The 19,978-nt window shown below is 63.2% G+C and carries 16 protein-coding genes; 11 read left to right on the top strand and 5 right to left on the bottom strand.

From position 1 onward, the window contains the following. The first annotated feature begins 60 nt into the window (after window positions 1-60). The gene (locus tag NKJ91_RS02310) at window positions 61-2,919 is read left to right on the top strand and encodes an ATP-binding protein (RefSeq protein ID WP_352454299.1); all 2,859 of its coding nucleotides are present in this window, start codon (window positions 61-63) and stop codon (window positions 2,917-2,919) included. 153 nt (window positions 2,920-3,072) lie between these two features. On the opposite strand, the gene NKJ91_RS02305 is transcribed toward NKJ91_RS02310, so the two are convergent. Then, window positions 3,073-4,605 carry a helicase HerA-like C-terminal domain-containing protein gene (locus NKJ91_RS02305; protein WP_352454298.1) on the bottom strand — a complete coding sequence of 511 codons (1,533 nt, stop codon included), beginning with the start codon at window positions 4,603-4,605 and terminating at the stop codon, window positions 3,073-3,075. Window positions 4,606-4,880: 275 nt separating this feature from the next. On the opposite strand from NKJ91_RS02305, the gene NKJ91_RS02300 reads away from it, so the two are divergent. From NKJ91_RS02300 to NKJ91_RS02285, 4 genes are all read left to right on the top strand, one after another. Beyond that, window positions 4,881-6,323, top strand: a complete 1,443-nt coding sequence (locus tag NKJ91_RS02300) for a methylmalonyl-CoA mutase subunit beta (protein WP_352454297.1) — start codon at window positions 4,881-4,883, stop codon at window positions 6,321-6,323. Continuing rightward, on the top strand, window positions 6,320-8,443 hold the full coding sequence (gene scpA, locus NKJ91_RS02295) for a methylmalonyl-CoA mutase (protein ID WP_352454296.1): 2,124 nt from the start codon (window positions 6,320-6,322) through the stop codon (window positions 8,441-8,443). Before NKJ91_RS02300 ends, scpA begins: the two co-directional genes overlap by 4 nt. Window positions 8,444-8,516: 73 nt before the next feature. Continuing rightward, entirely contained in the window at window positions 8,517-8,738 is a 222-nt protein-coding gene (locus NKJ91_RS02290; RefSeq protein WP_095496758.1) for an AbrB/MazE/SpoVT family DNA-binding domain-containing protein, read from the top strand. After that, on the top strand, window positions 8,735-9,124 hold the full coding sequence (locus NKJ91_RS02285; RefSeq protein ID WP_352454295.1) for a type II toxin-antitoxin system death-on-curing family toxin: 390 nt from the start codon (window positions 8,735-8,737) through the stop codon (window positions 9,122-9,124). The genes NKJ91_RS02290 and NKJ91_RS02285 overlap by 4 nt, the downstream gene beginning before the upstream one ends. On the opposite strand, the gene NKJ91_RS02280 is transcribed toward NKJ91_RS02285, so the two are convergent. Beyond that, window positions 9,121-9,594, bottom strand: coding sequence for a GreA/GreB family elongation factor (locus tag NKJ91_RS02280; RefSeq protein ID WP_352454294.1), 474 nt, complete (start codon window positions 9,592-9,594; stop codon window positions 9,121-9,123). The genes NKJ91_RS02285 and NKJ91_RS02280 overlap by 4 nt on opposite strands. 74 nt (window positions 9,595-9,668) lie before the next feature. Then, a complete protein-coding gene (locus tag NKJ91_RS02275) occupies window positions 9,669-10,547 on the bottom strand; it encodes a class I SAM-dependent methyltransferase (RefSeq protein ID WP_352454293.1) in 879 nt (292 codons plus the stop codon). On the opposite strand from NKJ91_RS02275, the gene NKJ91_RS02270 reads away from it, so the two are divergent. After that, entirely contained in the window at window positions 10,509-11,294 is a 786-nt protein-coding gene (locus NKJ91_RS02270) for a TetR/AcrR family transcriptional regulator (RefSeq protein ID WP_352454292.1), read from the top strand. The two genes, NKJ91_RS02275 and NKJ91_RS02270, sit on opposite strands and share 39 nt — an antisense overlap. Before the next feature lie 92 nt (window positions 11,295-11,386). Then, window positions 11,387-12,763, top strand: coding sequence for a TIGR03808 family TAT-translocated repetitive protein (locus NKJ91_RS02265; RefSeq protein ID WP_352454291.1), 1,377 nt, complete (start codon window positions 11,387-11,389; stop codon window positions 12,761-12,763). Here the strand turns inward: NKJ91_RS02265 and NKJ91_RS02260 are convergent. Together NKJ91_RS02260 and NKJ91_RS02255 are read right to left on the bottom strand one after the other, a co-directional pair. Further along, window positions 12,756-13,760: an asparaginase gene (locus NKJ91_RS02260; protein ID WP_352454290.1), complete on the bottom strand. Its 1,005-nt coding sequence runs from the start codon at window positions 13,758-13,760 to the stop codon at window positions 12,756-12,758. The two genes, NKJ91_RS02265 and NKJ91_RS02260, sit on opposite strands and share 8 nt — an antisense overlap. Window positions 13,761-13,786: 26 nt before the next feature. After that, complete coding sequence (locus NKJ91_RS02255; RefSeq protein ID WP_352454289.1) at window positions 13,787-14,953, bottom strand: acetyl-CoA acetyltransferase; 1,167 nt, start codon at window positions 14,951-14,953, stop codon at window positions 13,787-13,789. Between the two features lie 224 nt (window positions 14,954-15,177). On the opposite strand from NKJ91_RS02255, the gene betI reads away from it, so the two are divergent. The 4 genes from betI to betA are packed head-to-tail and all read left to right on the top strand — an operon-like array spanning window position 15,178 to window position 19,957. After that, the gene (betI, locus tag NKJ91_RS02250) at window positions 15,178-15,768 is read left to right on the top strand and encodes a transcriptional regulator BetI (RefSeq protein WP_352454288.1); all 591 of its coding nucleotides are present in this window, start codon (window positions 15,178-15,180) and stop codon (window positions 15,766-15,768) included. Continuing rightward, complete coding sequence (betC, locus tag NKJ91_RS02245; protein WP_352454287.1) at window positions 15,765-17,294, top strand: choline-sulfatase; 1,530 nt, start codon at window positions 15,765-15,767, stop codon at window positions 17,292-17,294. Before betI ends, betC begins: the two co-directional genes overlap by 4 nt. Continuing rightward, window positions 17,294-18,301: a threonine/serine dehydratase family protein gene (locus NKJ91_RS02240; RefSeq protein WP_502903547.1), complete on the top strand. Its 1,008-nt coding sequence runs from the start codon at window positions 17,294-17,296 to the stop codon at window positions 18,299-18,301. Before betC ends, NKJ91_RS02240 begins: the two co-directional genes overlap by 1 nt. Before the next feature lie 3 nt (window positions 18,302-18,304). After that, a complete protein-coding gene (gene betA / locus NKJ91_RS02235; protein WP_352454285.1) occupies window positions 18,305-19,957 on the top strand; it encodes a choline dehydrogenase in 1,653 nt (550 codons plus the stop codon). The last annotated feature ends 21 nt before the right edge of the window (window positions 19,958-19,978 follow it).

Here is a 19,978-nt window from a genome sequence, read left to right as displayed (position 1 = left end):
CAGGTGTTGTACTTGACTTAGACTATAAGCTTGGTGGCGGGCGGCTCCGAGAGAAGCGCCATGACGATAGTGGCAGGTCAGGCCAAGGACGGGCTGTCGTTCGGTCCTTTCCATCTGGTTGCGAGCGAAAGGCTCGTCACAAAAAACGGCGCTCCCTTGGCGCTGGGTTCGCGTGCACTGGACATTCTCATTGTCCTGATCTCCACGCCGAATGAAATCGTCGGCAAAAAGGATCTGATGTCACGGGTTTGGCCCGATGTCGTAGTCGAGGAAGGCAGCCTGCGGTTTCACATGACCAGGCTCCGCAAGGCGCTGGGTGACGGAAAGGACGGCGCACGATACATCGCGACACTACCAGGGCGGGGTTATTGCTTCATCGCGCCCGTCTCGCAGACCGGCGGTCCGCGCGATGAAGAGCCTGCAGCTGCCGCCAGTTTTCCGCACGCGAATCTTCCGAGCCGCTTGGGCCGAATGGTTGGCCGGGACGACGACGTTCTCCAGCTGTCGGCTCGACTGAATGCGTCGCGCTTCGTCACAATCGTTGGCGCGGGCGGCGTCGGCAAAACCACCGTCGCGATCGCGGTCGGACATCACCTCATTGACGCCTTCGCGGGCGCTGTGCTGTTCGTCGACCTGGGAATGCTCGGCGATCCCGACCTGGTGACGACAGCCGTTGCCTCCATGCTTGGGCTGTCGGTTCAATCGAGTGACGCGACGCCCAATCTGATCGCCTACCTGCGCAACAAGCGGATGCTTTTGATCCTCGATACCTGCGAGCATCTCGTCGATGCGGTGGCGCCTCTGGCCGCAAGCATCATCGACGCGGCGTCGCAGGTCCACATTCTGGCAACAAGTCGCGAAGCGCTTCGAGTCGAAGGCGAGCATATCTACCGATTGGATGCCCTTGCCTGTCCGCCGGACGACCCAAGGCTTACGGCGGCGGTTGTCCAGACGTTTCCGGCCATTCAACTGTTCGTGGAGCGCGCGGTGGCAAGTGGCGCGCGCTTGGATGTCAGCGATGCGGAAGCCCTGATCGTCGCAAGCATCTGTCGAAAGCTTGACGGTGTGGCGCTCGCAATCGAGTTGGCGGCCCGGCGGGTCGAGTCTTATGGATTGCAACAAACCGCCGCGCTTCTCGATCAACGTCTGACTTTGCTATGGCTGGGATCGCGGACCGCGCCACCGCGTCAAAAGACCCTGCAGGCCACGCTGGATTGGAGCTTTGGGCTACTTACCGACCTGGAGCGCGCAGTGCTTCGCAGGCTCGCTGTATTCCTTGGTCATTTCACGCTCGATGCGGTCTTGGAAGTCGTCACAAGCGCTGCCCTCGACAGATCGACCGTTCTTAATGCAATGGATAGTCTTGTTGCCAAGTCGATCATAGCGACGCGCCCGCTCGGAGCGATGATGCGCTATCGGCTCCTGGATACCACGCGCGCCTACGTCCTCGATATCAGCATAGATGACGCCGAGGCCGCCGATCTGGCGGTGCGCCACGCCGCCTACTATCGAAGATGGCTTGAGCAAACAGGTATCGAGTGGCCAGGTCTGGCGACCGGCGAGGAGCGGGCTCCTCACTTCGCCGCCATCAACAATGTGCGGGCCGCTCTGGAATGGTGCTTCGGCGAGGGCGGAAACGCCGATATCGGCATCGGACTTGCCACTGCTGCCGCGCCTGTTTTCCTGGCGATGTCCTTGTTGCCGGAGTGTCATCGCTGGTCAGAACGCGCGATATTCGCTCTCGACGATGCCGCTCTTGGTGGAGTTGACGAGATGCATCTCCAGGCAGCCTTGGGTGTGTCCCTGATGTTCATGCGGGGAGGGCGTGATGCGGCGCGCGCCGCCCTGGAGAAAAGCCTGGCGATCGCCGAAGAACGCGGTGATACATTGGATCAAGTGCGCCTGCTGGGTCCGCTCAACATGTTCCACCTGCGGACAGGCAATTTCGTGACCGCCCTCCAGTTTGCAAAACGCTGTTCAGCCATAGCCGCGACCCTGGAGGATCCGGTCGCGATTGCGTTGGCGCATACCATTCTGGGGATATCGCTTCACCTTCGTGGTGACCTGGCCGAAGCCCGCGCGGAGCTTGAGGCAGCGCTGGATCGTGGGCCACGCTCTCAGCGAACCACAACGGTCTATCTCGGTTTCGAGGGCAAAATCCTGGCCAAGGCTATCCTGGCGAGGAACCTTTGGCTGCAAGGCCATCCGGACCAAGCCATGGACCGTGCTCGACAGGCCGTCGAAGAGGCCGCCGCCATGGATCATTCGCTGACGCTGGCGATCGCCTTGATCTGGGGAATATCGGTATTCCTGTGGGCAGGCGAACTGGAGAGTGCTGAGGCATACATAGACATGCTCATTTCCCGCGCCGAATCCCATTCCATGGCTCCGTACCTGCTGGTTGGTCGAGGATTCAAAAGCGACGTCGCGATCGGTCAAGGCGACGCGCAAGGTGGTGTCGAGGGACTGCGAACTTCTCTCCAGAAGCTCCACGCGGCGCCTTACGAATTGCTCACAACTGCACTCAACCTCTCGCTGGTCAGGGGGTTGTCTGCGATCGGTCAGGTCGATGAAGCAATGGTGCTGATCGACGATTCACTTGGTCAAGTCGAAAAGAACGGCGACCTAATGTACCTTCCGGAGTTGCTGCGGATGAAGGGAAGCCTTATTCTCCAGGTGTCGGAACGCAATCGCGCCGAAGCCGAGACATGCCTGTTGCAGGCGCTGGAGTTGAGCCGCAGTCAGGGTGCGCGAGCATGGGAGCTGCGAACCGCAGTCGACATGGCGACGCTGATGGCCGGGCAAGGAGAAGCCGGCAGCGCTTGCGCGCTGTTACAGCCGGTATACGAGCAATTCGAGGAAGGCCTGAGTACAGCAGATTTGAAGGCCGCCGAGCGCCTGGTGGCGACGCTGAGCTAGCTACCGCCGATACGCGTTACACTTTTGCAGACGGCCCGACGGCAGCTATTGGCGCATAGCCGCCGTCCGCTGTCCTCCAGATCTGGCTACTGGCGCTTGATGTGTAAGACAGAATTACCAACACCGACGCCCGCCTTCGGGTCCGATGCCCCCTCACCTGCCCCTGGACAAGCTCCCCAAAATCCCGCGGACGATCGCCCGTCCGACCGACGACCCGACCGAGCGCACGACTGATTTGATCGCCGCCTCCGCCACCGTCTGGCGGTTGGAGGGGCGCGGCGCGCGGCGGCCGCCGGTCGGCTGGGGATCGTCATTGCCGAAGCCGGGAATAGTCCAGCGCGAACGGCCTGCGTCCTGTTGCTGCGCCTGTGCCTCCTGGGCGTCCTTAGCCTTTTTCTGCAGGATCTCGAAAGCCGATTCGCGATCGACGGTCTGGTCGTACTGTCCCGCAACCGGGCTCTCATTGATCAGCTTGCGGCGCTCTTCGGGCGTGATCGGGCCAAGCCGCGAGGACGGCGGGCGGATCAGCGTTCGCTGCACCATGGAGGGCACGCCCTTGGCTTCCAGCGTCGAGACCAGCGCCTCGCCGGTGCCGAGCTGCGTGATCACGGTCGCGCAGTCGAAATCGGGATTGGGCCTGAACGTCTCGGCCGCCGTCCTGACGGCCTTCTGTTCGCGCGGCGTATAGGCACGGAGTGCGTGCTGCACCCGGTTGCCGAGCTGGGCCAGCACCGTTTCAGGTATATCCAGCGGATTTTGCGTGACGAAATAAACGCCGACGCCCTTCGAACGGATCAGCCGGACCACCTGTTCGACGCGGTCGACCAGCACCTTCGGGGCGTCGTCGAACAGAAGGTGTGCCTCGTCGAAGAAAAAGACCAGCTTCGGCTTGTCCGGGTCGCCGACTTCCGGCAGTTCCTCGAACAGTTCCGACATCAGCCACAGAAGGAACGTCGCATAGAGCCTGGGATTCATCATCAGCTTGTCGGCGGCGAGCACGCTGATGGCGCCGCGTCCATCGCGCGTGGTGCGCATGATGTCGGATATCCGCAATGCCGGCTCGCCGAAGAAATTGGCAGCGCCCTGCTGCTCCAGGACCAGCAGCGTGCGCTGGATCGCGCCGACCGAAGGCTTCGTCACATTGCCGTAGCGGGCGCCGATCTCTTCGGCGCGGTCGGCGATATTGGCCAGCAGTGACTGCAGGTCCTTCAAATCGAGCAGCAGAAGGCCTTCCTCGTCGGCGATGCGGAAGGCGATGTTCATGATGCCTTCCTGTGCCTCGGAAAGGTTCATCAGCCGCGACAGAAGCAGCGGCCCCATCTCCGAGATGGTGGCGCGGATCGGGTGGCCCTGCTCGCCGAACAGATCCCAGAAGATGACCGGGAATTCCTGGAATTCATAGGGATCGAGCTTGACCTGCTCGGCCCGCTTGACCAGGAAATCCTGCGCTGTGCCCATCATGGCGATACCCGACAGGTCGCCCTTGATGTCGGCGCAGAAAGCCGGCACGCCGGCATTGGAGAAACCCTCGGCCAATATCTGCAGGGTCACCGTCTTGCCGGTGCCGGTCGCGCCGGTGACCAGGCCGTGACGATTGCCATACTGCAGCAAAAGCTGTTCGGGCCGCTGATAGCTGTCGTCCGGCTTGCGGCTGGCCCCTATGAAGATACTGGTATCGTCGGCCATGTGTCCGGTCTCCGCAAACCTATAGGGTTGAATGCCCTGATCCCTTGAAGAAAAGGGAGCCCCGCCGCAGGTATAGTGAGGCCATTGCGCAGCGACAATGGGCGTTGTCGAAAATGGCTTTTGGAGCTTGCGGAACCTGCCCATGTTTGGCAATCGGTTGACGGTCACCATCACGGAAGGCGTGTTGCACGGCATGTGTGCTGCATTGTGATATCGGGCCGGGGACCGTAGACTGACATAGTCGGCCGCTGCGGCCGCTAGAACGAGGAGAACCGATGGGCGCCGGTGCCTTGACCCAGGATGCCGAACTTCCGAACGTCGACCGGCAACGATGGCTGGCGCTGGCGGAGAAGGCGCTGGCCGGCGGGTCCTTCGAGGAAAAGCTCGTCTCGCATACGGACGACGCCATCCGCATCGAGCCGCTCTACGAGCGTTCGGTAACCGCCGAGCCTGTCGTGCGCGCCAACCCGGGATCACCGTGGATCGTCAGCCAGCGCATCGACGATCCGGACATAGGCCGCGCCAGTGCGCAGGCGCTGGAAGACGTCGCGCAGGGTGCCACCGGACTGTCGCTTGTCTTCGAGGGTGCGCCGAACGCCTTCGGCTATGGCTTGCCGAGGACGGCGGAGGCGCTGGAGACCGTTCTCGACGGCGTGCCGCTCAACCGCATCCAGATCCGCATTGACGCCCATCCCTGGAGCCGCGCCGTGGCCGATTGGCTGGTGGCGTTTTTGACCAAGCGCCGTTCCGACCCGGCAAAGCTCAACCTCTCCTTCGGCATCGATCCGGCGGCGATCTTTGCCGGGACCGGCAGGCTGCGCATGTCGATCGAGGCTTTGCAGGCTTCGATGCCGCAGTCGCTGGCGCATTTCTTTTCGATGGGTGTGCCCGGCGTGCTGCTGGAGGCCGACGGGCGGGTATTCCACAATGCCGGCGCCAGCGAGGCGCAGGAGCTTGGCACCATGCTCGCCTCGGCCGTCTCCTATCTGAGGCTGTTCGAGAAGGCGCGCCAGCCGCTCGTCTACGCGGCGCCGCATATCGGTTTTGCGCTGAGCGTCGACCAGGACCAGTTCGTTTCGACGGCCAAGGTCAGGGCGTTGCGCAGGCTGTGGGCGCGTGTCCAGGAGGCCTGCTCGATACCGCCCTCCACCGCCAGCATCCATGCCGAAACATCCTTCCGGATGATGACGGCGGCCGATCCGGAAACCAACATCCTGCGCACCACCATTGCCGCTTTTGCCGCTGCCGCCGGCGGCGCGGATTCGATCGCCATCCTGCCGCACACGATCGCGCACGGCCTGCCCGCGGGCTTTGCCCGCCGCGTTGCCCGCAACGCGCAGCTGATCATGGCCAATGAAAGCCATATCGACCACGTCGCCGATCCGGTTTGCGGTTCGGGCGCCGTCGAAGCGCTGACTGCGGAGCTCTGCGCCGCGGCCTGGCAAGAGTTCCAGCAGATCGAGGCGGAAGGCGGCGTGCTGACCAGCCTTGAGCAAGGCCACATCCAGAGGCGCGTCCAAGCAGCTTCCGCCCGCCGCAACGCAGCCTACCAGGCGGGCGAACGCGCGATCGTCGGCACGACGCTGCACCCGTCGAAGACCGAGCGTCCGGTCGAGACGCTGGCGGCGGAGCGGCGGCCTGCCTTCACCGAAGGCGTTGCAGTATGCGAGCCGCTATTTCCGATCCGCATCGATCAGTCGATCGGAGCCGTGCCATGATCCCGGATTTCAGCCAGATCGCCTGGTCGCCGCCCCGGCGGGCGCCGGTCGAGATCAAAGGCCAGCGGATGACGCCGGAAGGCATCGCCGTCAAGCATCTCTACAACCAGGGCGATCTCAAGGGCTTGCCACATCTCGATACCTATCCAGGCCTCACGCCTTTCGTGCGCGGCCCCTATCCGACGATGTATGTCCAGCAACCCTGGACGATCCGGCAATATGCCGGCTTCTCGACGGCCGAAGAGTCCAACGCCTTCTACCGTCGCAACCTTGCCGCCGGCCAGAAGGGCCTGTCGGTCGCCTTCGATCTCGCCACGCACCGCGGCTACGACAGCGACCATCCGCGCGTCGCCGGCGATGTCGGCATGGCCGGCGTCGCCATCGATTCCATTCTCGACATGCGCCAGCTGTTCGACGGCATCCCGCTTAACGAGATGACGGTATCGATGACGATGAACGGCGCGGTGCTGCCGATCATGGCGCTCTATATCGTCGCGGCGGAGGAACAGGGCGTCGCGCAGAAGGACCTCACCGGGACCATTCAGAACGACATCCTGAAAGAGTTCATGGTGCGCAACACCTACATCTATCCGCCAAAACCTTCGATGCGGATCGTGTCGGACATTTTTTCCTACACGTCGAAGCACATGCCGAAGTTCAATTCGATCTCGATCTCCGGCTATCACATGCAGGAGGCGGGAGCGACGGCGGATCTCGAGCTCGCCTACACGATTGCAGACGGCATCGAATATGCCCGCGCCGGCGTCGCGGCCGGCCTCGACATCGACCGTTTCGCGCCGCGCCTTTCCTTCTTCTGGGCGATCGGCATGAATTTCTTCATGGAAGTCGCCAAGCTGAGAGCAGCGCGCCTTTTGTGGGCCAGCCTGATGCTGAAGAACTTTTCGCCGAAGGACGAGCGCTCGCTGTCGCTGCGCACCCATTGCCAGACTTCGGGCTGGTCGCTGACGGCGCAGGATCCCTACAACAACATCATCCGCACCATGATCGAGGCGATGGCCGCCACTCAAGGCCATACGCAGTCGCTGCACACCAATTCCTTCGACGAGGCAATGGCGCTGCCGACCGACCATTCGGCCCGCATCGCCCGCAACACACAGCTCATCCTGCAGAAGGAATCCGGCACGACGCGCATCATCGACCCGTGGGGCGGCTCCGCCTATGTCGAACGGCTGACGCATGATCTGGCGGCGCGTGCGCTTGCGCATATCGAGGAGGTCGAGAGCCTCGGCGGCATGGCCGCGGCGATCGAAAAGGGCCTACCGAAGCTGCGCATCGAAGAGGCTGCCGCGCGCACCCAGGCGCGCATCGATTCCGGCGAACAGATCGTGGTCGGTGTCAATGCTCACCGTCCCGGCACGGACATCGAAGTCGACGTGCTGAAGATCGACAATGCCGAAGTCAGGGCGCGGCAATTGTCGAAGCTGCAGCGGCTGAAAGGCACGCGTGACGTCGCCGCCGTCGAGAGCGCGCTCGATGCGCTTACCCGTGCTGCCGGGAGTAACGCAAACCTGCTGGAATTCGCCATCCGGGCCGCACGCGCCAACGCCACGGTCGGCGAGATTTCGCTGGCGCTGGAAAAGGTTTTCGGCCGCCATGTCGCCTCGGTGCAGACGATCTCCGGCGTCTATCGCAACGCGCTCGGCGACAATCCGGTGGTCGACCGGCTGCAGGACAAGATCGTCGCGTTCGAGGAGAAGTCCGGCGGCAAGCCGCGCATTCTGGTCGCCAAGATGGGGCAAGACGGCCATGATCGCGGCCAGAAAGTGATCGCCACCGCCTTTGCCGACCTAGGCTTCGACGTCACCGTCGGGCCGATGTTCCAGACTCCGGACGAGATCGCCAGGCTGGCGGTCGAGCATGACGCGCACATCGTCGGCGCCTCGTCGCTGGCAGCAGGCCATTTGACGCTGATTCCCGAACTCAGGCTTGCACTGAAGAAGTTGGGCCGCGACGACATGCTGATCGTCGCCGGCGGCGTCATCCCGCCGCAGGATTACGACGCAGTCCGGCAGGCAGGCGCCACTGAAATCTTCCCGCCCGGCACGGTCATTCCGGAAGCGGCGGACCGACTGATGGATAGGCTGCTGCAGGCCGGCTGACGCTTTGTTATAATATCCGTTGTAACGAGAAACACGCTGAGTTATAATCAGCGTTGCAACAGGATGCCTCACCATGAACACGACCATTCGCAAGATCGGCAATTCCGAAGGCGTGATCCTGCCGAGGGAGCTTCTCGATCGTCTGAACCTGAAGGCCGGCGACCAGCTTCAAATCGTTGAAACAGGTGACGGTCTTGCGCTGAAGCCGGTGGACGACAGCTTCGAGCGGCAAATGAAAGCTGCCCGCGAGGTCATGGACAAATACAAGGTCGCGCTTCAGAAGCTCGCCGAATGAGCTGGGAGCTTCTGACGCGGCGTGCAGTCGAAGCCATGCACGCGGAGCAGTTGCGCCGACACGGCGGAGCACAAGGCTTGAGGGATGAAAATGCCCTCGAATCGGCGCTCGCTCGCGCCGAAAACAAGGCCAACTGCGGAGACCCGTCGGTTGAGGAACTCGCAGCCACCTATGTCTTCGGCATTGCCAGAAATCATGCCTTTGTGGACGGCAACAAACGCACGGCCATTGTCGCGGCCGGCGCATTTCTGATTGTGAATGGTTATGCCCTGTCGGCCAATGACGGCATGCTTTACGAATTCGTCATGGGCGTCGCCGCCGGCGAAATCGACGAGGCTGGTGCCGCGGCGTTCTTCCGCGATCATGTCGTCAAGCTCGAAGACTAACTGTCGGAGAGCTTGACGATCTCCCATTCCTTGCCGTTGACCACGGCAACTTCGCCGACCTTCTTGCCGAACAGCGCCATCGCCATCGGCGACATATGGGAAATTGTCCCTTTGCCCGGATTGGCTTCGTCCTCGCCGACGATCTTCCAGTGCACCTTCTTGCCGTCGTCGCTTTCCAGGGTGACACCCATGCCGAAACGAACCAGGTCGCTGCCCGCTTCGGGCACCGAAAGCTCGGCGCTTTCACGCCGCGCCGTCCAATAGCGGAGATCACGCGACACCAGCGCGATGCGCTCGCGGTCGGCCCTCTTCTCGGCTCTGCCCAGTTCGTCACGCAGAGCGGCCACCTCGGCATCGATCAGCGCCATGCCGCGTTCCGTGACCAGATTGCGGTGATGGCTGATCGGCCGCTCGCCGATGCCGGCAATGGCGTTTTCGCTGTCTTCCTCGCGGGTGAAGGCCCTGCTCATCCGACGAACTTAGGCCCGGCGCGACGACTCCACAAGCCATTGCTGAAGAAGAGGATGGTGACGGAAATCTGGGTTCAATACCCGACGTTTAACAGCCGCTTGGGGTCCGGTTGCGCAACTAGGTAGCGGAGCCCCTTGGTTCCGACGTCGCCTTGCTCAACGATATTGAAGCCGTGCCGGCCGAGATCCGCTGCAACTTTGTCCAAATCGACGTAACCATGCCGGTGGAGCCGAAAGGTGCTCTTCCGGCGCGGCGGTTTCGCAAAATCGACGATAAGCACACGACCGCCCGGCCTCAGGACGCGGAAGGCCTCTCTGCCGAATTCCTCGCGGCCCTTCTTTGGAAGATGGTGGAACATCAGCGTGCTGAGGACGACATCAAATTCCCCATCCTTGAAAGGCAGTTCCTGAGCGGTGGCGGTCGAGAACCCGACTTGTAGCCCGGCTCGCCGGGCCTTTGCCGTCGCGCGCGCAACCATTTCGGCGGAGGCGTCGACGCCGTGCACGCGCCCCTCCGGCGCCACTTTTTGTCTGGCAAGGAGCGCGGTGGTGCCGGTGCCGCACCCGACATCCAGGACCACTTCTCCCGGTTTCAGCTCCGCAAAGCTTAATATCCTTTCGCGAATAGCACGTTCGCGACCGAAGGTCAGAAGCCACGCCAGCATATCGTACAGGGCGGCGGAATGAAGCGTGATGCCGACATGCAGCGCCTTCTCCTCGCCGGCGGCCGGTCTGCGGTCCTTGGCGGACAGCCGCCCGTGAGCGCTTTGCCATATCAATAAGCTCGCGACTACGACGAGTGCACCAGCATGAAGCAGGAGGACGGGAACTCCCAAGGAAAAGACCGCATTTGCCTGTCCCAACGAGAAAAATGCCGCGAGCACCACGGCCACTTTGACGAGCGCGACTAACGCATGCCCTCCGACTATTGTTCCGAAAAGACGTTGGTGCATTGCTTTATCTCCGGCCAGCCGGGCATCGCGCTGGGCCTTCCGCAAGAGCATAGGATACTGGACAGTGTGTCCAGTATCAGTTTTACTGGCCACATCGCACCGACGCGCCCAATACTGGACGATTTGGTGTCCTTTGGCCGGAAAAGGATGTTGCCGATGCCAGCCGGACCGATCGACCGTCGGGTCGCCAGGACCCGCAGCCGACTGCAGCAGGCGCTTTTCAGATTGACCGCCGAGAAGGGATATACGGCGATCACGGTCGAGGACATCTGCAGGGAAGCCGATGTCGGCCGCTCGACTTTCTACACGCACTATCCCGACAAGGACTACTTGAGGAAAGCAACGATCGACGAGCATATGAAGGGCTTGCAGGCACGTGGTGCCGAACGCCATTCGCAGAGAAATGCCAAGGGCTTTTCCTTCAGCGGTCCGGTGTTCGAGCATGCTCTTGCCACGCGGGAGATGCACCGTGCGCTGATGGGCGGGAAAAAGCGCGAAATGCCAGAAGAGATCCGCGGCTGGATAAGCAGGCAGGTTCGCCATGAGTTGGCGAATATCCGAGGTGATGAAGGCGGAGTCAGACTTGAGATCGCCACACGCTTCATCGTTGGCGCGTTCTTTGAAGTGATGCACTGGTGGCTTGAGAGGGATACGAAGCTGTCTCCCGCGGAGATCGACCAGATATTCCTGCAACTTGCCTTCAACGGGGTAAATGCGGTGATCGCTGAGCCAACGAGGATCGAATAGGGGCCAAGCGTCAGATTTTCACCACGAGTTCGACCGGGCTAGTCTGGCACGAATCCTGCGGCGCGACCGTTGAACGCAAGGAATCTGTGCCGATGTTGAACAGACGAACGCTGCTTGCGCAGACCGCCGGCTTTGCCGTCATGGGGCTTTCGCTCGGCAAGGCAGCGGCGAAAAACCTTCCCGGCATCGAGAAAGCCGCGATGCGTGGCGCGATCAACGCGACCGAGCTCGGCGTCCGGCCCGGCGCGCTAGACGATCAGAGCAAGGCTTTCACCAAGCTGCTGCGCGACGCGCACGACCGCGACATGCCGGTGTTCCTGCCGCCGGGGATCTATATCGTTTCCAACCTGTCACTGCCCGGCCGGGTGCGCCTGTCCGGCGTGCCGGGCGCATCGCGGATCGTCTATGGCGGCAATGGCCATCTCATCATGGCCGAACGGGCCGAGCGTATCGAACTCAGCGGGCTGGTGTTCGATGGCAGCAACCGCTGGATGGGCGAATACACGCAAGGCCTGCTCGATCTGCGCCGCATCGCCCATCTGGTCGTCGACAACTGCCAGATGACCGGCAGCGGCAAGAACGGTCTGGCGCTCGAACACGCCTCGGGCCGCATCCAGCGCTCGGAGATATCCGGTGCGGCCGATGCCGGCATCTATTCGGTCGAGGCCGATGGCCTGGAAATATCAGGCAATAGCGTCTCCGACTGCGCCAATGGCGGCATCCTCGTGCACCGCTGGCAGGCAGCGGAAGACGGCACCATCGTCAGCGGCAACCGCATCGAACGCATCCAGGCGCGCAGCGGCGGAACCGGCCAGAACGGCAATGGCACCAATGCCTTCCGCGCCGGCAACGTCATCATCTCCGGCAATATTGTTTCGGACTGCGCGTTTTCGGCGATCCGCGCCAACAGTGCCAGCAATTTGCAGGTCACCGGCAATACCTGCTCGCGCGCGGGCGAAACGGCCGTGTATTCCGAATTCTCCTTCGAAGGGGCGATCATCGGCAACAACATCGTCGATGGTGCTGCGAACGGTATTTCGATCGTCAATTTCAACGAAGGCGGGCGCATGGGCGTCTGCTCCGGCAACGTAGTCCGCAACCTGTCGACCAGCGGCCCCTACCCTGCCGATGCGCCCGGCTTCGGCGTCGGCATCAGCGTCGAGGCAGACACCACCGTTTCCGGCAATGTCGTCGAGAATGCACCGCTCTACGGCATGCAGATCGGCTGGGGACCGTTCATGCGCAATGTGGTCGCCACGGGAAACGTCATCCGCAAGGCGGGGACCGGTATCGTCGTGACCGTGGTCGAAGGTGCCGGGACGGCAATCATCTCCGACAATGTCATCGACGGAGTCCAGAACGGCGCGATCGTCGGCCAGCGCTGGGCCGAGCCGGTGACCGGCGACCTCGCCGCATCAGGCAATGCCGGCTACGCGCATTTGACCGTCGAGCGCAACCACGTCAGTTGAGGGTGGCCGTCGGCCGGAGCGCGCCGACTTTGGCGCCGATCCGGCTTTCGATGGGCGGATTTGCCTGTTCGATCAATTTCACAGCGAGCGCGTGGTCGGCGTGCAGCAGCTTAGCCAGCACGGCCGCGACCATCACTTCAGCGGCGCGGCCGGCGCCATCGTGGCATTTCAGCGCGATGCCAAGGCCAAGCTCCGGAACGGCGGCGCAAAAAACACCTTCGGCGCCTCCCTTGACGAAAATCCGGCCCGGCGCGGCCTCCATCATCGCGACATCGGACCTGCCCGTGCCGGCGACGAAAAACGGCTCGGCCATGCAGGCAGAAAGCAGCCGCTTCGCCGCCCGGGCGCGCACCGGCTCGAAGCCGGCACCTGTCGCCATGCGGGCAAAGCCAAGGGCAAAGCTGCGCAACGGCACGGCATAGGTCGGAATCGAGCAGCCGTCGGTGCCGCGGTGATCGGCGTCATGGGCAGCACCGGTCACCGCCTGCATCGCTTCGCGCACCATCTCCTGCGAAGCATGGCCAGCCTTGACGTAACCACGATGGGCGATGCCGCTGTGAACGCAGGTGCATAGGAAGCCTGAGTGCTTGCCGGAACAATTGTTGTGCAAGGTGTTCGGCGCACGGCCGGCGCGGGCAAGTGCCAGCGTCGCTCCATGGCTCGACGGCCAATGCGCGCCGCATTCGAGTGCCGTCTCGTCCAGGCCGGCCTTCGCCAGCATGGCGCGCGCGAGCTCGACATGTGGCGGCTCGCCGGAATGCGAGGCGCAGGCCAGCGCCAGCTCCCGGTCACCGAAGCCGTAGGCATCGGCAGCGCCGCTCTCGACCAGCGGCAGCGCTTGGATCGCCTTGACCGCCGAGCGCGGGAACACCGGCTGTGCCGTGTCGCCGATCTCCCAGACGGGCTTGCCGTCGGCGTCGAAGACGGCAACAGCGCCGCGATGGGCGCTCTCGACGATAGCGCCGCGCAAGACTTCGACCAGAACCGGATTTGTCATGTCACCTCCCGCAAATGCGGGCGGGTTTATCTGATCCGGTCGAGAATGGAAACGTAGTTGGCGACCGCGGCACCACCCATGTTGAAGATGCCGCCGAGTTTTGCTCCCGGCACCTGGATGCCGCCCGCCTCGCCGACGAGCTGCATGGCGCTCAGCACATGCATCGATACACCGGTGGCACCGATCGGGTGGCCCTTGGCCTTCAGCCCGCCAGACGGATTGACCGGCAGCCTTCCATCTTTCGCCGTCTCACCATCCAGGGCCAGCTTGGCGCCCTCGCCCGGCTTGGCCAAGCCCATCGCCTCATACTCGATCAGTTCGGCGATGGTGAAACAGTCATGCGTCTCGACGAAGGACAGGTCGCCGAGCGTCACGCCCGCCTGCTTCAGCGCCTGGTTCCAGGCCTGCTCGCAGCCTTCGAAGGCGAGAATGTCGCGCTTCGACATCGGCAGGAAATCCTGAACATGCTCATTGGCGCGGAAGGCGACGGCGCGGCGCATCTTCAGCGCCGTGGCCGTGTCGGCAAGGACAAGCGCGGCGGCACCGTCCGACACCAGCGAGCAGTCTGTGCGCTTCAGCGGACCGGCGACGAAGGGGTTTTTTTCGCTTTCCTGCCTGCAGAACTCGTAGCCGAAATCCTTGCGCATCTGCGCGTAGGGATTGTCGACGCCGTTCTTGTGGTTCTTGGCGGCGATCATCGCCAGCGCATCCGACTGGTCGCCGTAGCGCTGGAAATAGGCTTGGGCGATCTTGCCGAAGACGCCAGCGAAGCCTGCCGGCGTGTCACCGTCCTCGGGCAGATACGAGGCCTTGAGCAGGTTCTTGCCGATCTCGGGACCGGGCGTCGTCGTCATCTGCTCGGCGCCGACCACCAGCACGATACGGGCGGCATTGGCGTCGATGGCGCGGATGCCTTGCCTGACCGCCGCCGAGCCGGTGGCGCAGGCGTTCTCGACGCGGGTCGCCGGCTTGAAGCGCAGCCGGTCGTCGGCCTGGAGGACTAGGCTCGCGGTGAAATCCTGGGCGGAAAACCCGGCGTTGAAGTGGCCGAGCACGATCTCGTCGACGTCATCTGGACCGATGCCGGCATGATCGAGCGCCTCGACTGCCACCTTGGTGATCAGGCCCTCCAGCGTCTCGCCTTCGAGCTTGCCGAAGCGCGAATGCGCCCAACCGACGATGCATGCTGTCATGGCGATCTCCATCCTGTGGACCCGGGCTACGCGATACTGCGCGCGCATCAGCATTGTTCAAGCATGAACCGTTTCGCCGGCCTCGTGAAGGGGCCAGAACCGCACAATCGCTTGATCTTGATCATCTGGTCATAGTGCCTGGCTTTTGCCAGCAAATCAGGCCGGATTTTTGTTGATTGATGCGTCAATAAAAAATAATCTTGTCGCAACAGGCCGGAGCAGGAATGCCGAAACTCGGAATGGAACCGTTGCGCCGCAGGGCGCTCATCGACGCAACGATCTCGGCGATCGGCGAGCGCGGTTCGCTTGATGTGACGATGTCGGAAATCGCCGGCCGCGCCGGCGTGTCCTCGGCGCTTGCCCACCATTATTTCGGCGTCAAGGACGAATTGCTGTTGGCGACGATGCGGCACATCCTCAGCGAACTCACCGCCGATACGCGCCGCGCACTTCGCGCGGCCGGCACGGCGCGCCAGCGCGTCTCGGCGGTGGTCGCGGTCAATTTCTCCGACATCCAGTTCCAGCCCGAAACGATCGCCGCCTGGCTCGCCTTCTATGTCGAGGCGCAGAAATCGGCAGCACTCCGCCGGCTGCTCAAGGTCTATGCGCGCCGGCTGCATTCCAATCTGCTCAGCGGGCTGGCCGGCATCCTGCCGAGAAGCGAGGCCGACCGGGTCGCCGAAGCGACCGCGGCGCTGATCGACGGGCTCTATATCAGGCGCGCGCTGAAGGACGGTGTTCCCGATGCCGCGACCGCGATTGCACTGGTCGAGGACTATCTCGAAACGAAGCTCAGCGGACGGCAGAAGCAGTGACATCCAAGCGACCCAACATCCTGATCGTCATGGTCGATCAGCTCAACGGAACGCTGTTTCCGGATGGGCCGGCGGACTTCCTGCACGCGCCGCATCTGAAGGCGCTCGCCGCGCGTTCGGCGCGTTTTTGCAACAATTACACGGCCTCGCCGCTCTGCGCACCGGGCCGCGCCGCATTCATGAGCGGCCAGTTGCCGTCACGCACCGGAGTCTATGACAACGCCGCCGAATTCGCGTCTTCGATCCCGACCTTTGCCCATCATCTGCGCGCCGCAGGTTATCACACCTGCCTCTCCGGCAAGATGCATTTCGTCGGGCCGGACCAGTTGCACGGTTTCGAGGAGCGGCTGACCACCGACATCTATCCGGCCGATTTCGGCTGGACACCCGACTATCGCAAACCCGGCGAGCGCATCGACTGGTGGTATCACAATCTCGGCTCGGTGAGCGGCGCAGGTACTGCCGAGATCACCAACCAGCTGGAATATGACGACGAGGTCGCCTTCCATGCGGTGCAGAAGCTCTATGATTTTGCCCGCGTCTCCGACGATGCCGCACATCGGCCCTGGTGCTTGACGGTTTCCTTCACCCATCCGCACGACCCGTATGTCGCGCGGCAGCGCTACTGGGACCTCTACGAGGATTGCCCGGCGCTCGAGCCTGAGGTCGGCTTTATTCCTTACGAAAGGCAGGATCCGCATTCGCGGCGGCTCTACCGCGCCAGCGACTATGACAGGTTCGACATCACCGCTGAGCAGATACGCCGCGCACGGCGCGGCTATTTCGCCAACATCTCTTATCTCGACGACAAGCTCGGCGAATTGATATCGGTGCTCGAGCGCACGCGCATGCTCGACGACACGATCATTCTGTTCTGCTCGGACCATGGCGACATGCTTGGCGAGCGCGGCCTGTGGTTCAAGATGTGCTTTTTCGAAGGTTCGGCGCGGGTGCCGCTGATGATCGCCGGCGAGGGCATCGCCGCCGGCCTGATCGACACGCCGGTCTCCAATCTCGACGTGACGCCGACGCTTTGCGACCTCGCCGGCATCGACATCAGCGCGATTGCGCCGTGGACTGACGGCCAGTCGCTGCTGCCGCTGCTAAACGGAAAGAAACGCTCCGCGCCGGTGCTGATGGAATATGCCGCCGAAGGCTCCAACGCGCCGATGGTGGCGATGCGCGAGGGCCGCTACAAATTCATCCATTGCGAGATCGATCCGCCGCAACTGTTTGATCTTGAATCGGATTCGCAGGAATTGACCAATCTCGCCGCCGATCCGGCCAATGCGGCATTGGTGGCCGCTTTCACCGACAAGGTGCGGGCGCGCTGGGACATGGCGGCCTTCGACGCGGCGGTGCGTGCCAGCCAGGCACGCCGCTGGGTGGTCTACCCGGCGCTGCGCAACGGCACCCATTATCCCTGGGAATTCCAGCCGCTGCAGAAGGCATCGGAGCGCTACATGCGCAACCACATGAACCTCGACCTGCTCGAAGAGCAGAAGCGCTTTCCGCGAGGCAAATGATGGCAGATAGTCTCGTCCCCTCGCTCGACCATCTCAGGCAGGCCTATGCCGTCACCTCCAAGGCGACGCAGGTCACGCCGCTGCTGGAATCGGCGGCACTCGCGCGCGAGACCGGCGCCGCCCGCGTCTTCGTCAAGGCCGAATCGCTGCAATGGGCAGGATCGTTCAAGGTGCGCGGCGCCTACTGGCGGCTGAAGAAGCTCTCGCCTGACGAAGCCAAAAAGGGCGTCGTCGCCTACTCCTCCGGCAATTTTGCGCAGGGGCTAGCGGCGGCTGGCCAAGCGCTTGGCATTCCCGTCACCATCGTCATGCCGATCGACGCGCCGGCCGCCAAGCGCGACGCCACATTGGGTAACGGCGCGCGCGTGGTGCTGACTGACCATGGCGAGCGCGCGCGTGAGGAAGTCGCCGCCGCCAAGGCGCGCGAGATCGCTGCGAGCGAAGGCCTGGCGCTGCTGCACCCGTTCGACGATCCGGAGATCGTCGCCGGCCAGGCCGGTGCCGGGCTGGAAGCACTCGACCAGATCGCCGCCAGGCAAGCGGAGGCCGATCTCTTGTTCTGCTCGGTCGGCGGCGGCGGCCTGATCGGCGGTGTTTCACTGGCCTTTCACTACCTGTCGCCAGCCACGAAGATCATCGGCGTCGAGCCGGAAGGTTTTGACGGCATGGGCTCGTCGCTGGCGCATGGCGCCATCGAAACCATGCCGATCGGGCCGAAATCGATCTGCGACGGGCTGATGTCGCGGCGGCCCGGCGACGCGCCGTTCGCAGCGGTGAAGGCCGCCGGCGTTCGCGGCGTCACCGTCGACGATGCTTCGGTGCGGCGCGCCATGCGCCTCGCCTTCGAGCGGCTGAAGCTGGTGCTCGAGCCATCCGGCGCTGCTTCGCTGGCGGCGTTGCTCGGCGGCAAGGTCGACGTTACCGGCAAGACCGTTGTCGTAATGGCAACCGGCGGCAACGTCTCGCTGGCCGATTTCATTGCGCATATGAACCACGGGCGCGCATGAACCATGCTTGAAGCGGATTTCGTCATCATCGGCTCCGGCTCGGCCGGTTCGGCCATGGCCTACCGGCTGTCGGAGGACGGCAAGCATTCGGTGATCGTCATCGAATATGGCGGCAGCGATATCGGGCCGCTGATCCAGATGCCGTCGGCGCTGTCGATCCCGCTCAATATGAGCCTCTATGACTGGGGCTTTGCCAGCGAGCCGGAGCCGCATCTCGGCGGCCGCGTACTGGCGACGCCGCGCGGCAAGGTCATCGGCGGCTCGTCGTCGATCAACGGCATGGTCTATGTGCGCGGCCATGCCCGCGACTTCGACCATTGGGCCGAACAGGGCGCGACCGGCTGGGGCTTTGCCGATGTGCTCCCCTACTTCAAGCGCATGGAGGACAGCAATGGCGGCGAGAATGGCTGGCGCGGCCACGGCGGCCCGCTGACTGTGCAGCGCGGCTCGAGGACGAACCCACTCTACGGCGCCTTCGTCGAGGCGGGCCGCCAGGCCGGTTTCGAGCTGACCGACGACTACAACGGCGCGAAGCAGGAAGGCTTTGGGCCGATGGAGCAGACCATTCGCGGCGGTCGCCGCTGGTCGGCCGCGAGCGCCTATCTGAGGCCGGCGCTGAGGCGGAAAAATGTCAGCCTGGTCAAGGGTTTCGCCCGGCGGGTAATCATCGAGAATCAACGCGCCACCGGCGTCGAGATCGAAGTGCGCAAACGGATTCAGGTGGTCAGAGCGCGGCGCGAGGTGATCGTTGCCGCGTCCTCGATCAACTCGCCCAAGATCCTGATGCTGTCCGGCATCGGCCCCGGCCAGCACCTTAGGGAGAACGGCATCCCGGTGATCGCCGACCGGCCCGGAGTCGGCCGCAATCTGCAGGACCATATGGAACTTTACATCCAGCAGGAATCGACAAAGCCGATCACGCTGAACTCCGTCTTGAACCCGTTCTCGAAGGCGCTGATCGGGGCACAATGGCTGTTCTTCAAGTCCGGCCTCGGCGCCACCAATCATTTCGAGGCGGCCGCCTTCGTACGCTCGCGCGCCGGCGTCGACTATCCGGATATCCAGTATCACTTCATCCCGGCCGCGGTCCGCTATGACGGCAAGGCGGCGGCCAAGGCGCATGGTTTCCAGGCGCATGTCGGGCCGATGCGGTCGAAGTCGCGCGGTTCGGTCACGCTGCGCTCGCCCGATCCCAAATCGAAGCCGGTGATCCGCTTCAACTACATGTCGCATCCGGACGACTGGACGGAGTTCCGCCACTGCATCCGGCTGACCCGCGAGATCTTCGGGCAAGCGGCCTTCGATCCGTACCGAGGCAAGGAACTGTCGCCGGGCTCGCATGTACAATCGGATGAAGAGCTCGACGCCTTCATTTGCGACCACGCCGAAAGCGCCTACCACCCTTGCGGCACCTGCAAGTTGGGCCGTGCCGATGATGCGATGAGCGTCGTCGATCCGGAATGCCGCGTCATTGGCGTCGAAGGGCTTCGGGTCGCCGATTCCTCGATCTTTCCACGCGTCACCAACGGCAATCTCAACGCGCCGTCGATCATGACCGGCGAGAAGGCCGCCGACCACATTCTCGGGCGTACGCCGCTGCCACCGTCCAACCAGGAACCATGGATCAATCCGCGCTGGCAGGTGTCGGACAGATAGGCCATGATCCGGCGGACGCAT

Origin of the sequence: Mesorhizobium sp. M0040 (assembly GCF_040323505.1) — a bacterium.
Taxonomy (GTDB): domain Bacteria; phylum Pseudomonadota; class Alphaproteobacteria; order Rhizobiales; family Rhizobiaceae; genus Mesorhizobium.
Note: the sequence above shows the minus strand (reverse complement) of the source record. Positions and strands in the feature narration are given on the sequence as shown.